This window comes from Iodobacter sp. BJB302, from assembly GCF_002735645.1.
GTDB lineage: Bacteria > Pseudomonadota > Gammaproteobacteria > Burkholderiales > Chitinibacteraceae > Iodobacter.
Window position 1 is genome coordinate 12,472 of the sequence record NZ_PDZG01000041.1, and the last position, 14,761, is coordinate 27,232.

General features: G+C 45.7%; 10 protein-coding genes. 6 read left to right on the forward strand and 4 right to left on the reverse strand.

Annotated elements, in window-relative coordinates:
* Nucleotide 1: 1 nt before the first annotated feature.
* The gene (locus CSQ88_RS13735) at nucleotides 2-412 is read right to left on the reverse strand and encodes a hypothetical protein (RefSeq protein ID WP_099398663.1); all 411 of its coding nucleotides are present in this window, start codon (nucleotides 410-412) and stop codon (nucleotides 2-4) included.
* Between the two features lie 75 nt (nucleotides 413-487).
* Complete coding sequence (locus tag CSQ88_RS13740) at nucleotides 488-1,801, reverse strand: anaerobic C4-dicarboxylate transporter family protein (protein WP_099398664.1); 1,314 nt, start codon at nucleotides 1,799-1,801, stop codon at nucleotides 488-490.
* Nucleotides 1,802-1,987: 186 nt separating this feature from the next.
* Here CSQ88_RS13740 and CSQ88_RS13745 point away from each other — a divergent pair, with 186 nt between their 5' ends.
* A complete protein-coding gene (locus CSQ88_RS13745) occupies nucleotides 1,988-2,794 on the forward strand; it encodes a flagellin (RefSeq protein ID WP_099398665.1) in 807 nt (268 codons plus the stop codon).
* 37 nt (nucleotides 2,795-2,831) lie between these two features.
* Here the strand turns inward: CSQ88_RS13745 and CSQ88_RS13750 are convergent, their stop codons facing one another.
* Both CSQ88_RS13750 and CSQ88_RS13755 read right to left on the reverse strand, forming a co-directional pair.
* Nucleotides 2,832-3,737: a diguanylate cyclase domain-containing protein gene (locus tag CSQ88_RS13750; protein ID WP_218963092.1), complete on the reverse strand. Its 906-nt coding sequence runs from the start codon at nucleotides 3,735-3,737 to the stop codon at nucleotides 2,832-2,834.
* 70 nt (nucleotides 3,738-3,807) lie between these two features.
* Nucleotides 3,808-7,593: a response regulator gene (locus tag CSQ88_RS13755; protein WP_099398666.1), complete on the reverse strand. Its 3,786-nt coding sequence runs from the start codon at nucleotides 7,591-7,593 to the stop codon at nucleotides 3,808-3,810.
* Nucleotides 7,594-7,799: 206 nt separating this feature from the next.
* Between CSQ88_RS13755 and CSQ88_RS13760 the strand changes: the two genes are divergently transcribed.
* The 5 genes from CSQ88_RS13760 (at nucleotide 7,800) to CSQ88_RS13780 (ending at nucleotide 14,742) form a co-directional block, all read left to right on the forward strand.
* Nucleotides 7,800-9,428, forward strand: coding sequence for an NAD(P)/FAD-dependent oxidoreductase (locus CSQ88_RS13760; RefSeq protein ID WP_180273659.1), 1,629 nt, complete (start codon nucleotides 7,800-7,802; stop codon nucleotides 9,426-9,428).
* 10 nt (nucleotides 9,429-9,438) lie between these two features.
* A complete protein-coding gene (locus CSQ88_RS13765) occupies nucleotides 9,439-10,479 on the forward strand; it encodes a TRAP transporter substrate-binding protein (protein WP_180273660.1) in 1,041 nt (346 codons plus the stop codon).
* Between the two features lie 164 nt (nucleotides 10,480-10,643).
* On the forward strand, nucleotides 10,644-11,216 hold the full coding sequence (locus tag CSQ88_RS13770) for a DNA-3-methyladenine glycosylase I (RefSeq protein ID WP_099398669.1): 573 nt from the start codon (nucleotides 10,644-10,646) through the stop codon (nucleotides 11,214-11,216).
* 398 nt (nucleotides 11,217-11,614) lie between these two features.
* A complete protein-coding gene (locus tag CSQ88_RS13775; RefSeq protein ID WP_143449481.1) occupies nucleotides 11,615-14,359 on the forward strand; it encodes a response regulator in 2,745 nt (914 codons plus the stop codon).
* The gene (locus tag CSQ88_RS13780) at nucleotides 14,353-14,742 is read left to right on the forward strand and encodes a response regulator (RefSeq protein ID WP_099398671.1); all 390 of its coding nucleotides are present in this window, start codon (nucleotides 14,353-14,355) and stop codon (nucleotides 14,740-14,742) included. The genes CSQ88_RS13775 and CSQ88_RS13780 overlap by 7 nt, the downstream gene beginning before the upstream one ends.
* Nucleotides 14,743-14,761: the final 19 nt, after the last annotated feature.

Sequence of the window (14,761 nt, forward strand, 5' to 3'; positions counted from 1 at the left end):
ACTAGGCGGTGGCTGCCAATCCTGCTCCTGATTCCGTCCCCGTGACAGAAGATATGGCCCGGTAGCTGGCCAGGGCATTTTCTATCCTTTGCGGATGGCGTAATGAAGACGCAGCCATATCCTGCCTTGCAGAATTCATGGCCAGCTGAGGCCAATAGAGTGCAGAAGCCATCAGCATTTGCGACAGCAGCAATTGCGTATCAAGCGCCTTTGTTTCAAGCACACTCCGGTGCACTTGCAAATCCAGCGGCTGTGACTCCTCCGCCCTCAGCTCACTGATTTCATCTTTGAAAGTGCTTTTTTCCGTGCGCGCAGCCATCCTTTGCAGGGATAACTGCTGCCTGTTGTGCACGTCATCCTGTTGATTTCGTGCACTTCCGCTTGCCGGTGAAGTTTGAATTTGGGTATCCATCTCTGCATCATCAACGATTTTTCCGATTGATGACCAGGAAGGATTACCCAAAGCGATGGGTAATTTTTCTTTATATTACAATAGGATATGAGACAAAGCGAAGCCTGATCCCACTGAAACTGCCGAACAGACAAGGCCTGGCAGCATAAAGCTGTGATTCAGTAAATACTTGCCAATACCGGTTGTACCCGTGCGGTCAAAGTTAATTGCAGCGATCACAGTGGGGTAATTAGGAATAAAGAAATAGCCGTTTACACTAGGAAACATCGCAATTAAAGCCGGAGCAGGAATCCCAAGGGCAATCCCCAAGGGAAGCAATGCGCGAATCGTTGCGGCCTGTGAATATAATAAAATCGACATGCCAAATAGGGCGATTGAAAACAGCCATGGCTGAGCAGTCACAATATCTTTAACCGAGCCGGAAAACAACGCCATATTGGCCTGAATAAAGGTGTCGCCCATCCATGCCACACCAAAAATCCCGATCACCGCAGCCGAGCCAGCCCTGAATACCGAGCCCTTCACCACTTCATCTGGCTTCACTTTGCAAAAGAGCAAAATCAAAGCTGCTGCAGACAGCATCACAATTTCAATCGCCTGCGCCATATTCAGCTGCACGCTTTTGCCTGCTACCAGCCATTCTGGCCTGAGCGCCGGAAAAGTACCCAGCATCACCACAGAAAACACCGCCAGTAAAAATAGCCATACCGAACGGCTGGCTGCCTTTGGTAAAGCCAGGCGCTCCTCAGTTTGCAAAGCCTGAATTTCACCCCGCTCTAATCTGCCACGGTAAACAGGATCAAGTTTCAGCTCGCAGCCCTGGTGGCTGGCCGCAAATGCCCCGGCCATCGTCCCCATCAGGGTGGCAGGAATGGCAATCATCAGAATATCGCCTAAATGAATTCCGGCTGGTGAAAGCAGTGAAAGCAAGGCGACTGTTGCTGCAGAAATGGGGCTGGCCGTAATGGCGGCCTGCGATGCAATCACAGCAATCGATAATGGGCGCTCGGGCCGTACACCCGATTCATGTGCAACCTCAGCGATGACCGGTAAAACCGCATAAGCCACATGGCCGGTACCTGCGAAAAGCGTAAAAAAATACGTTACCAGAGGCGCATAAAAAGTGATGCGTTTTGGATCGCGGCGCAGCAGTTTTTCTGCGATACGCACTAAAAAATCCATCCCCCCTGCAGCTTGTAAACAGCCTGCCGTCGTGATTACGGCAATAATCATCAGCATTACATCAATTGGTGCAGTTGTAGGCTGCAAACCAAAAATAAATACCAAAATGGCTAAACCCAAGCCGCCCATTACCCCTAAGCCGATCCCAGAAAGCCTGGCACCCAGTAAGATTGCGGCAATCACCACCAAAAACTCTAGTGCAATCACAATATATATCCTCAAAAATTCTATTTGCTATATTGCCATGGCCTGCAATAGCACAAGCTGAGGCAGCGCAAACCCGGCCAATATAAGCTGAGCCCAACCGCAGGTCTGTGCCAGGGCGCTTCAGCATTGATGGCAGAGCTTAAGCAGAGTATGGTTTAAGAGAGGATTGTCTTGGGAGTAAATATCATGGCTTTAGGAATTTCTGCTAATTTGCCATCGCTCAATGCACAGAATAGTTTAAACAGCACAGCGCTGAGCAAATCACTGAGTGAGCTGTCTTCTGCTAGGCGCAGCAGCCAGGCCGACCCGGCCAGTACCGTGCTTATTGAGCAATTTGCCGCGCAAATTGCGGGCAGCAACCAGGCCAGATCCAATTTAAACGACGGTATTTCGCTGACCCAGGTTGCTGACGGCGCCTTAAGCACCATTCAGGATAATACCCAGCGTATTCGTGAGCTGACCATTGCTGCGGGCAACGACACCCTCAGCACCCAAGACAGGGCAGCCATCCAAGAAGAATCCAATCAGCTGTCTTTAGCCAATAGCGATATTGTGCAAAACACCAATTTTAATGGCACGGCTCTGTTACAGGGGCAGGGAAATTTAAATTTTCAGGCAGGTGCCAACGCCGGGGATCAGCTTGCTCTGTCGAGACCAGACCTGACTAAACTAAACAGCAGCAACGGCCAAATTGATTTATCCAGTGCAGCGGCAGCAGGGAAGGCTTTATCCAAGCTAGACAGTGATTTATCGTCAGTTTCCAGCGCCCGCTCTGATTTTGGTGCGGTCAGCAACCGCCTGACAGCCAGCGCTGCAAATTTGCAAAACCGCTCTGAAAACCTTTCGGCAGCAAAAAGCAGAGTGGCCGATACCGATTACGCCGCCGCAACCGCAAACCTTGTACAGCAGCAGGTGCGTGCACAGGCTAATATCGCGGCTCAGGCTCAGGCCAATGCGGCCCCGCAGCAAGTGCTCTCACTTCTTCGCTCATAAATAAAAAACGCGGCACTTTAAAGTACCGCGTTTTTTTTCAGACTAAAGCAACATCCTGTACCACACAATTACGCCCGGACGTTTTAGCCAGATAGAGCTGAATATCTGCCCGCTGATACAAAGGGCTGGCATCTGAGCCGTGCGATGCAGCGATTCCCATACTGACCGTTACATATTCAGAGATGGTTGAGGTCTGATGCGGCATTTTAAGCGACAGCACAGTTTTTCTGATTCGCTCTGCCACAATATATGCCCCCTCAAGGCTGGTTTCCGGCAATAAACAAGCAAACTCTTCCCCACCAATTCTGGCGGTTAAATCAGCCGGGCGTCGCAATTCTGCTGCAATCACCACAGCAATCCGCTTTAAACATTCATCACCTGCAGGATGGCCATAATAATCATTAAAGCGCTTAAAAAAATCGACATCAATGAGCACCAGTGAAAGTTGCCCGCCCTGCCTTTGTAAACGCTGTGTTTCCTGCTTCAATGCTTCATCAAAATGCCGGCGGTTGGCAAGGCTGGTTAAACCATCCGTAATAGCCAGACGATGTAGAAGCTCTCTTGTACGCTTCATTTCCAGCTGATTACGAATGCGGGCCTTAATACTCAGTGCCCTGCAAGGCTTCACAATATAATCAGCCCCACCCACGGAAAAGCCTCTTTCTTCCTGCTCAGGGTCCCCAAGAGAAGTCACAAAGATCACCGGAATATCTGCCGTTGCAGGGTCTTCTTTCATTCTTTGGCAAATGGCATAGCCATTCATATCGGGCAGCATCACATCCAATAAAACCAGATCAGGTTTAGGCAGCTCTTTCATTGCGGCTAATGCATCCTGGCCGCTCACAGCGAATCGCAATTCGTACTGATCATCCAGCATCACAGCCAGCAATTCAATATTACTTGGTTCATCATCGACAACGAGAAGAATAGGCTGGTGAATCAAGACTAGCTCCGGTACATTGAACAAAATTAAAAATTCGCTGCTGGCGTATGATACATGAATACTATTTCAATCAGACTAAGTCTCTTTTAATATCAATAGATTGCAATGTTTCTCTGGCACTCTGGTAATCCAGCTGATCCAAAGCCATACTCATTAGCATTGCTTTATCTTTATCCAAACGAATTAGGCCTGCTTGAAACTTCATAAAACACTTTCGTGCACTCAGGCTTCTTAGCCTGAGTAATTCATCTAATTCCTGCAAATTATCAATAGAAAGCTGGATATCACCCGCAACACCCTGTAAAGCCGGTGGATTTCCCTCTGCCAGCCAGCCACTAATACTGCTCACCACCTCTTTTAAATCCCTGTCTAACTCGCCAATTAAATCTTCAATTGAGGTATTTGCACTATGAAGCTGATCCTCTATTTGTTGCGAAATTTGATAAACCTTCCCAGCTTCTAAAGTGCCCGCAACCCCTTTTAAAGAATGAGCAAGGCGCTCTGCATCATAAAGCTGATTAGCGTCAATCAACTGCCGCAGGCGGGCGGGTGTATCAAGATATTGCTCTCTCAGCCTTGGCAACATTCTTTTAAGCAAAGCAAGGCTGCCCAGGCGATCAAGGGCTTTTTCCAAACCTAAACCGGGCAAATCTGGCAAGCTGGCAATCATTTCATCGGTTTTTAATAAAAGCTGGGGCTGATTCAACTTATTGGTCCAGTGCAGTAATACTTTTAATAAATGTTGCGGATTAATCGGCTTAGCTAAGTGATCATTCATGCCAACTTCCAGGCAACGACGGCGCTCTGCCTCCATCGCATGAGCGGTTAAAGCAATAACAGGTAATTCAATGGCGGATAATTGAGTACGGATAATACGTGTGGCTTCCATGCCATCCATTTCAGGCATTTGTACATCCATCAAGACAACATCATATGTTTTCTGCTGATTTAAAATCAAATCCAGTACTTCTCTGCCGTTTCCAACAGCCTCAACAGAAGCACCTAATGAACTCAGTAAAGAAACGCTCATTTCACTTAAAAGCGGTGTATCTTCAGCCAATAGAATTTTAACGCCATGCAGCGGCTCTGCTTTTATTTCCGGATAGCCCGCGGCTTTACTCCCAGAAAGGCGGTTCAAATCCAGGCTGCGGCTGATGATTTCATACAATGATATAGCGATAATTGGCTTGCTTAATGAGTAAACAAAGGGCCTGGCCCCCCAATGCCCCATCACTTCTTCATGACTTAAAATCGTGGTCAGCAGGATAATGGCCATATCCTCGCGGCTGCCCCACAATTTTTGCATCACCTCTGGTTTAGCTTTATTAAATAAACTGGCATCCACAATCAGCAAATCAAATGGAGAAGCATTGCTTTGCATCTGTGATATCACATCAAATTCCGAGCATGCATCACTGACATGCATACCCATTTTTTCCAGATACAGACATAATTGAATCCGGCTTGCGGGATGCTGATCAGCAATCAACACACGGCGATCGGGAAACTGAGGAATCGCATAATCATGCAAGCTTATTTTTTTCAGGCAGAGGGTAAAATGAAAGACAGATCCCTTGCCCTGAGTGCTCTCAACGCTGATATCTCCCCCCATAATATGAGCCAGTTGTTTACTGATTGCCAGGCCCAGGCCAGACCCGCCAAAACGACGGGTAGTCGATGAATCTGCCTGAGTAAAAGGGCTGAACAAACGGGCCAATACCTCCGGGCTGATCCCTATCCCTGTATCATAAATACTGAATTTCAATTCACAAAGATCATCTCCTTTTTCATGATATAAAACGGCAAGCTCAACTTCGCCCTGATCTGTAAACTTTATGGCATTATTAATTAAATTAAGTAAAACCTGCCCTAATCTTAGCGAATCACCAATTAAACATTGTGGCACATTGACATCAACGCTATAAATCAGCGCTAACTTTTTATTTTCAGCCTGAATAGCCGCGACACCCGCGAGATTTTCCAGCAATAAATACAGATTAAATTCTGATTCTTCTAATTCTAATTTTCCGGCTTCAATTTTAGAAATATCCAGAATATCATTAATAACGCCCAGAAGCAGATTAGCTGATGATTGAACTTTTGATAAATAATCTTTTTGCCGGTTGGCAAGCGGGGTATCCAGCATTAAATGGGTATAGCCTAAAATAGCAGTTAAAGGCGTTCTGATTTCATGGCTCATATTAGCCAAAAAATCACCTTTAATCTGTAAGGCCGCTTCTGCCTGATCCCGGGAAATAATGAGCTCTTCAGACTGGGTTCTCAGTAAAATGCTTGCATCTCTGAATACCAGCAGGCTCTTTGCCATAGCAGATATCTCATCCTGCCCTGCCACATCAATATCCACATCAAGCTGACCTTTTGCAATACTTTGCATATTTTCAGATAAAACAACCAATCTTGAGCTGATTCGTCTTCTGATATAAACATAACCAATTCCAAAAGAAATTATCATACTAAACAAGGCAAGGCCCGCTAACAGCCATGTACTTTTTTCGAGGCGAACTGAAAGCATAAACATTTCATCATTTAATTCATGCTTAATCGTTTGCCCTGCCTGCTCGGCATGATTAAGCAAAAGCTGTGTCGCACTTCTGTTTTTTACAATAAGTTGCTGCAATTCATTATTTAATCTTAATCTTTTTAAGCTGACAGAAAAAATACCTTCATTTTTTTCTGTCAGGGCAAGCAGGTTATTCAGTTCACGCTTTAATATCCCCGCCCCCTCGCCCTGATTAATTTTAACCAGAATAGTTTTTGCATTTTCTGTGGTTTGAATAAAAGTACTTTGTATTTCTTCAAGACGAATCACGCTTGGCGCATTGGCAGCCTGGGTAATCAGACTGGCTAACAGCAAAACATCGCCCCGAAAATGTTGTACCGCGCTCAGCGAAGACACCTGCTCTGCCACCAAAACAACCACAGCATTGGTCGAATCCAGGGTGATCTGATCACTGCGGGAAATCATTTTTAAAGTAATTTGATTCGTTAATGGCAGCAGCACTTCATCAAATAAGGCCACTGCGCGCACCACATCTTTGCGCGAATCTGCCATGGGGGCTTGTAAGCTGGCTGCTAAATTTTTTCCTGCCTCCTGGGCCAGGGGTTCGGCCTTTTGCAGATGAACCTGGATGCCCGCAAGCAGGCTGGTGCTTCGCTTACGTAAGGAAATGTCTCCCTGCTCACCAGCGATTGCCGCCAGGCGGAATGCTTCTGCCCTTGCCTGCTGCAGTGCATTTAATTCTGAAAATTCATTATCTATCAGTGAATGCACAGACGCGCCAGCAGCAACCGATACCTTGCGTGTTGCAGACAATAACTCTGCATTTTTTGCCATCAGAATAGGATCGATTGCATCCAGAAAGCGCTGCTGCACATCACCAGCCTGCTGCAGAATATTATTTTTGCGCTCGTCCAAATCCAATTGCTGGCTGACCAAATATGCCGTTAATGGCACATTTTTTGATAATTCCAGCACCAAAGCCGACAGCTTCTCTGCCTCACTCGGGCGGCTGGTCATCAGGGCATTAATTTGTCTGGGTAAATCAGCCAGAGCCAGCTTTGCTCTGGATAAAGCGCTGTCTCGCGCGGGGATATTCTGCGCATTAGCAAGGCTTGCCAGCGCTGAAGAGAACTCTAAACTGCTGGCCTCCAGCCTGGCCGAAGCAAAGGAAGCCGGAAAGCTCTGCTTCGCCACAATTGAATAAGTACTGTCTACAGAATGAAAAACCCACAATGCTGCACCAGATGCCAGCAGCGTGGTCGCAGCCACAGCACCAAAAGCCAGGCGTAAACGCAGCGCAATCGACTTTCGAAATGGGCCTTCTTGTGCTTGCATTCCCCCTCGCTCCGGCGGCCAGTCATCCTCAATAAAGCAGCAGGCTTTTAATTGTCTGCAATCTTGCAGTTGATATTAATATACACCTCATAAACATTCACTTAAATTTCCAAATTCTTACAAACAAAAATTTTTTTATGGTTTTAAAATCATTAAAAAATACGCTATGAAGGTAGCTTATGTGCAATCCATTTCTGGAGTCTGTCATGTCTAGCTCTTCTTACATGTTTGCAAAAGTGCCTTCTAATTCAGGATCATTACGCGCAGCTTATGAAGCATGGCTAAAAGCCCGTTCACCGCAGCAACCCGAGCAAAAATCCCCCCCTTCATCCAATATTCGCGTTGGCATTGTCGGTGCGGGCATGGCCGGGCTTTATTCTGCTTTACTGCTTAAAAGCCGTGGCATCGATTGCCGTATTTTTGAAGCCCACCCGGATCGCCTTGGCGGCCGTGTGTATACCCACCGCTTTAATCAGGAAGCCAATCAGTATTTTGAAGCGGGTGCCATGCGCCTGCCACAAACGCCAGAGCAACAGCCTGTATTTGACCTGATTCATTATTTAAATGAACAAATCCCCCCTGAATCTAAAATCGATTTAATTCCTTACCAGCTTTACGATCCCACTGGCAATCTGGTTTATGTGAATGGTAAACGCGCATTTGGCGGCGCGACCATGACGCTAAATTATGCCAATGAGCACCCGGAAGCACTGGGATTTAACCTTGCTCCGGAAGATCGCAATAAAACGGCCTCTCAGCTGTTAGATGAAGTACTGCAGCCGTTTTTTGATTTGCTTGCCGTTAATTTTGATCTCGGCTTTGCCAAAATTGTGCAATACGATAATTACTCGCTCTATACCTATCTGACTGAAATAGCCGGCTGGAGTATGGAGAAAGTCAATTATGTAGAAGTCATGAATTCTGCCAGTAATCAGTTTCAAAGCAGCTTTACTGAAATGGTCATTGAAAGCATGGATTTCTCCGGTGCGAAATGGAACACCATCGCCAATGGCATGGACAGGCTGCCCAATGCCTGCGCCTCTCTGATCGGGGTAGAATCGATCACCATGAATGCGCCGGTGCGGCAAATAGAAAACCTGCAGGATGGCCGTGTTGTTGTTCATTATGGCGACAGGGGTGAATTTGATACCTTTGACCGGGTGATTCTTGCCCTTCCCCCTGCCGCACTGCGCATGATTGCTACCCCACAATGGTCACCCACTAAATCACAAGCGATTCGCAGCATGCATTTTGAGCCGCTGTATAAAATTGGCCTGCGCTTTAAAACCCGCTTCTGGGAGCAATTACCGCAAGCCGCTATGGGCGGGCAATCCAGCAGCGATTTGCCTATGCGCTGGTGTGTCTATCCCTCTTACGGTTTAGGCGATGCAGGAGCAGGCGTTTTGCTGCTGTATTCGTGGATGACGGACGCCTATAACTGGTTGCCACAGAGCCCGGAAGAACGCCTGCGATTAGCCCTCAGAGACTTGCAAACGCTGTATCAGAATACCGTTGATATTAACGAGCAATTTATCGAATCCTTTGATGTGGCCTGGCCTTCGGAATGGGCCACAGGGGATGCAATGTTTTATCCGGGGCAATTCAGGCAGCTTTTTAATACTGCCCGCCAGCCTGAGCAAAATATTTATTTTGCCGGTGAGCATTTAAGCGTTCACCACACTTGGATTGTGGGCGCGCTGGATTCTGCCCTTTATGCCTGCCAGCAACTTCTGGGCGATGAAACACTTGAGCCGCTGCACCCATCCCAAACGGAGCTCACTCCCCATCTTCACGATTACAGCCAGTGTGCCACTGCCCCCATCTTCCAACGCTAAGGACAGAGCCATGCTGAGCAAACTGTTTTTCCTATTTACTGTTCTGCTCAGCAATCAGCTCCGGGCTGAAGACGAGTTTGCTCCCGAGCCATTAAAAGCCATTGGCTCGTGGAGCATGCTCAGCCAGTTTAAAGATTATGAAAAACCGTTCTGGACAGAGCAATTGCCAAAACTCAGCGAGGGCAGAATCAAGGTCAGACTCAACGCCTTTAATGAAATAGGTTTAAAAGGCAGTGAAGTGCTGCGCCTGATGAAGCTGGGCATGACTGATTTTGGCACAACTATTTTGTCGTATATCTCCGAGCAGGATCCGCGGGCAGAGGCCGTAGATCTGGCAGGGCTGACCACAAGCGCAGAAATGGAGCATCGTGTTGTAAACAGCTACAGCCCGGTGCTCAAACAATATTTTGAACAAAAACACGGCATAAAGATGCTTGCCATGTGGCCTTATTCTGCACAGCTGCTGATGTGTAATGAGCCCATTAAAAATCTGGAAGGGCTAAAAGGAAAAAAAGTAAGAGTCAGCATGCGCACCACCAGCGACCTGATTGAAGCCTATGGTGCCGTTACGCTCAGTGTTCCTTTTGATCAGGTTTATCAGAAAATGAAAGACAAACAGCTCGATTGCCTGATTACCTCGGCATTGGCGGCACACACGGCACGTTTTTACCAGGTAGCAACGCATATTTATAATTTGCCACTGGGCTGGAGTGTGGTCATGCTGGGCGTGAATCAAGCCTCATGGGCTCAGATTGATATCCAGGACCAGAAAATCATCGAAGCAGGCATTAACCGGCTGGCCGAAGATTTATGGCAGGTTGCCGATAAACAAACCGCGCTCGGGCTGGCTTGTAACACAGGGAAAACATGTTCTCTGGCCGTGCAAGGCTCAATGACGCTGATTAATCCCACAAGTGGTGACGAGGCTCGCCTGGCTAAAACAGTGCGCCAAGTTGTGCTCCGGCGCTGGGCAGAGCGTTGTGGCAAAGATTGCGTAGCAGAATGGAATAACAGCATAGGAAAAATACTGAATATCACGCTGCAGCCATAGAGAAAATGTGTGTCTGCAACTTGCATTTTACAAAAAAACAACCGCCGGGCCGCAGTGCACAAAAAATAGGCAAGCCATTTTTAATCAAAAAATACAATGAGTTAGCATTTAAGCTAACAGCTTATCCACAGACCGGCACTACCTTTTAGGGGATAAAAGCCATAATGTCCACAAGTGATTTAAGCCGCTGCGCATGGTGCAGCAGTGATCCGCTCTACCAGAATTATCATGACCATGAATGGGGCCAGCCACTCTTTGATGATCAGGCGCTGTTTGAACTTTTATGTCTTGAAGGCGCTCAGGCAGGCCTGTCGTGGATCACGGTACTGAAAAAACGTGAGCACTACAGGGTCGTATTTGATCACTTTGATGCGAATAAAATAGCCGCTTACGATGCGGATAAAATAGCCAGTTTACTCAGTGATGCCGGCATTATCCGCAACCGGGCCAAAGTAGCTGCCTTTATCGGCAATGCAGCAGCCTATCTGCAATTAAAACAAGAGGGGCGCTTCAGCGATTTTCTATGGTCTTTTGTAAATGGCAAAACAATTGTTAATCAATGGGTAAACATCGCTGATACACCCGTTGCTACAGCAGAATCGGTTGCCATGAGTAAAGCCTTAAAAAAACGTGGCTTTAAATTTGTTGGCCCCACCATTTGCTACGCCTTTATGCAGGCCTGCGGCATGGTGGATGACCATAGTCCGGGCTGCTGGAAACGAAGCCAATCTGTTTAAGATGGGCGCAATGATTCCCTCTTCTGTAAAACCCTGTGCAGCATTTTTACTGCTGATTAAACAAGCAGCCCTGGCCGGCTCAGCCAGCCCGCCAGGGCTGCGGTAAAACACAGACCATCACAAAATGCACCTTCATATTATTGCAAGGTGCCCGCTGCATTAAACAATACACCGGCATTCTTTGCACTGCCTGAGCATATTCAATACATTGCAGTCATTCATTTTTATCCCAAACACCTTATTTAGTAAGGCTCTGAAAATAAATCAAACAAAGACGATAAAGACCTTGTTAGCCAGTTAATAATCTCCTATGAAAAGAATAAGGAGCCTTGTGCACGGACACAAAGGAGCCGGGCAAACCATATCCTGTGGTCTTGCGCAGCAGCAAGGACAATTGCGTGCACGATTCCCTTAAGGCCATTCCTGATCATTTTCTCAGCAAATGGCAAAATACGATCAATGTGATGGCCAGCCTCTTTAATGTGCCTGCTGGTTTAATGATGCGTGTATTGCCCGGGCAAATTGAAGTCTTACTTTCAAGTGAAACCAAGGGCAATCCTTACGAGCACTCAGAAAAAGCCAATTTACATACGGGCCTTTACTGCGAAACGGTCATGGCAACCCAGGATTTATTACATGTGCCTAATGCGCTGGAAGATGAGCATTGGAAAAATAACCCGGATGTAGCTTTAAATATGATTTCCTATCTTGGCGTACCACTTATATGGGAGGGAGATGAGGTTTTTGGTACTATTTGTGTGCTTGACAGTAAAACTCGGAATTTTCAGAAAAAGTATTTTAATTTACTTTGGGAAATAAAAAAAAGCATAGAAGCGGATTTCAAAATCATCCAGCAGCAGGAAAAACTGGCCGCTTTTAATGCAAAACTGCTTCTTAATAATCAACAGCTTATTATTGCAAAACAAACCGCAGAAGCCGCCAGCCAGAGTAAAAGCCATTTTTTAGCCAATATGAGTCATGAGATTCGCACCCCCATGAATGCCATTATTGGCATGTCTTATCTTGTATTAAAAACAGAATTAAATGCACGGCAAAGTAATTACATCAAAAAAATACAGGGGTCCGGGCAGCACCTGCTGGGCATCATCAACGACATCCTCGATTTTTCAAAAATTGAAGCAGGTAAATTAACTATTGAAGGTATTGAATTTGAATTAGAAAAAGTACTGGATAATGTGGCCAGTCAAATCAGTGAAAAAGCAGTTAATAAAGGTTTAGAGTTTATTTTTAATATTGATCAGAATGTTCCGCTCAGCTTATTTGGAGACCCGCTTCGGCTGGGGCAGATTCTGATTAATTATGGCTCGAATGCAGTGAAATTTACAAATCAGGGTGAAGTTGAAATCATTATTCAAAAAAAAGCAGAATCTGCACAAAGCGTATTACTTTATTGTGCAGTACGTGACACCGGCATAGGGCTGACTGAAGAGCAGATTAGTCGTTTATTTCAAAGCTTTTCACAGGCAGATACATCGATTACTCGTCAATTTGGCGGTACTGGCCTTGGCCTTGCTATTTCTAAAAAACTCATTGAGCTGATGGATGGAGAAACGGGAGTAGAAAGCGCGCCAGGTAAGGGCAGCCGTTTCTGGTTTACAGTCAGGCTAAAAAAATGCAGCGCTCAAAACAAGAAATTATTACTATCCGGCGATTTGCAGCATAAACGCGTCTTAGTTGTGGATGATAATAAACAGGCCCGGCTGGTATTAAGTAAGCAGCTCAAAAATATGCAATTAAAATCAGATCATGTTTCCTCCGGCCATGCTGCAATCGAAGCTATTAAGCAGGCAGATACAAAAAAAATACCTTATGAAATTGTATTTATCGATTGGGAAATGCCAGAAATGAACGGCGCAGAGACAGCCAGGCAAATTAATGCTCTTGGGCTTAAATTGATGCCGGCATTAATTTTGGTCTCCGCTTATGGACATGAAGATGCCATCAAGGCGACAGAAGGCGCAGTCATCACCCACACATTAATTAAACCAATCAATGCCTCCCAGCTATTTGACAGCGTAGTCAGTGCTTTAGGTGGAAACATTGAAACGCCATACATCTCCAATACTCAAAATAATTTTTCTTTGCAATTGAATTCAATTCGGGGAGCCAGGATTCTTCTGGTTGAAGACAATCATATCAATCAGGAAGTGGCCTGCGATTTATTAAACTCTGAAGCCTTTATTGTCGATATAGCAGAAAATGGCCTGCAGGCTTTAGAGCGGCTGCAAAAAAGCCACTATGATATAGTATTAATGGATATGCAAATGCCCGTTATGGATGGCTTAATGGCAACACAGGAAATTCGTAAATTAAAAGATTTCAATTCATTAGCTGTTGTGGCAATGACGGCAAATGCCATGCAAGGTGATCGGGATCGCTATCTTGCCGCGGGCATGAACGACCATGTTACCAAACCCATTCACCCGGAAGAACTTTGGAAAGCGCTGCTTAAGTGGATTAAACCAGAATACATGGTTCCGGCAACACGCCAAATTATTTCAGAACTCACCTTAGAAAATGAAGAAATAGCTATTCCCTCAGAGATTGAAGGACTCGATAGTAATTTGGGTCTTAAACGTGTATTTGGAAAAAGAAAACTTTATCTCTGTGTTTTAAACCAATTTATAACAGAACAAAAAGACTGTATTCCTAATCTTTTTCATGCCATGACAAACAGAGACTGGCCAACTGCCGAGCGTATCGCCCATACGCTAAAAAGTGTTGCCGGGCTGATTGGTGCTGAGCTCATCCAGAAACAAGCAGAGCAAATAGAAACAGCACTGCGCCAGGGCCATACTCATCAGCAAATCAGGCCCCTGATCGACAAAATTGCTCACCCACTGGGCCATCTTATTACAGAGCTGGAGCAGAAACTGCCAAAACAGCAAGATCAGTCCAATATAATAATTGACCCTCAGAAACTAAAAGAAGTCTGCCACCAACTTGTTTATTTACTGGAAGACGGTGATTCCGAATCGATTAATTTGTTTAAAGCCAATGCCAGCCTTTTACATACCGCGTTCCCAAAGCACTTTCGCATCATCAATGAAAAAATACAGACATTTGATTTTGATATCGCGCTGCAAACCTTAAAAATAGCAATGAGTACTTCAGAATGCTAGATAATCCCCCTTCTACATTACTTATTATTGATGATTCAGCCACAAATCTCACCATGCTCAGCAGCCTGCTTCAGAATCAATATAAAGTGAAAGTAGCCATTAATGGAGAGAAAGGCTTAAGGTTAGCCAAAGCATCACCACCCGATTTGATTTTGCTCGATATCATGATGCCTGTTATGGATGGTTTTGAAGTTTGTATTCAGCTTAAAAAAGATCCCGGCACCACTCATATCCCAATTATTTTCTTATCAGGAAAAAACGAAATAAAGGATAAAGAAAAATGCTGGCAAATCGGCGCAGCGGACTATATTGTGAAGCCCATTGATCCAGACAAGCTCTTATTAAGTATTCAGCAGCAACTTCTAAAAAAACAGGGTGCTTAGCACCCTGTTTTATTTACTG

Excerpts from the sequence above, each read along its gene's own strand:
- CSQ88_RS13770 (WP_099398669.1), top strand. The coding sequence starts at position 10,644 with ATGTCCACAAGTGATTTAAGCCGCTGCGCATGGTGCAGCAGTGATCCG.
- CSQ88_RS13780 (WP_099398671.1), top strand. The coding sequence starts at position 14,353 with ATGCTAGATAATCCCCCTTCTACATTACTTATTATTGATGATTCAGCC.
- CSQ88_RS13745 (WP_099398665.1), top strand. The coding sequence starts at position 1,988 with ATGGCTTTAGGAATTTCTGCTAATTTGCCATCGCTCAATGCACAGAAT.
- CSQ88_RS13760 (WP_180273659.1), top strand. The coding sequence starts at position 7,800 with ATGTCTAGCTCTTCTTACATGTTTGCAAAAGTGCCTTCTAATTCAGGA.
- CSQ88_RS13735 (WP_099398663.1), bottom strand. The coding sequence starts at position 412 with ATGGATACCCAAATTCAAACTTCACCGGCAAGCGGAAGTGCACGAAAT.
- CSQ88_RS13755 (WP_099398666.1), bottom strand. The coding sequence starts at position 7,593 with ATGCAAGCACAAGAAGGCCCATTTCGAAAGTCGATTGCGCTGCGTTTA.
- CSQ88_RS13765 (WP_180273660.1), top strand. The coding sequence starts at position 9,439 with ATGCTGAGCAAACTGTTTTTCCTATTTACTGTTCTGCTCAGCAATCAG.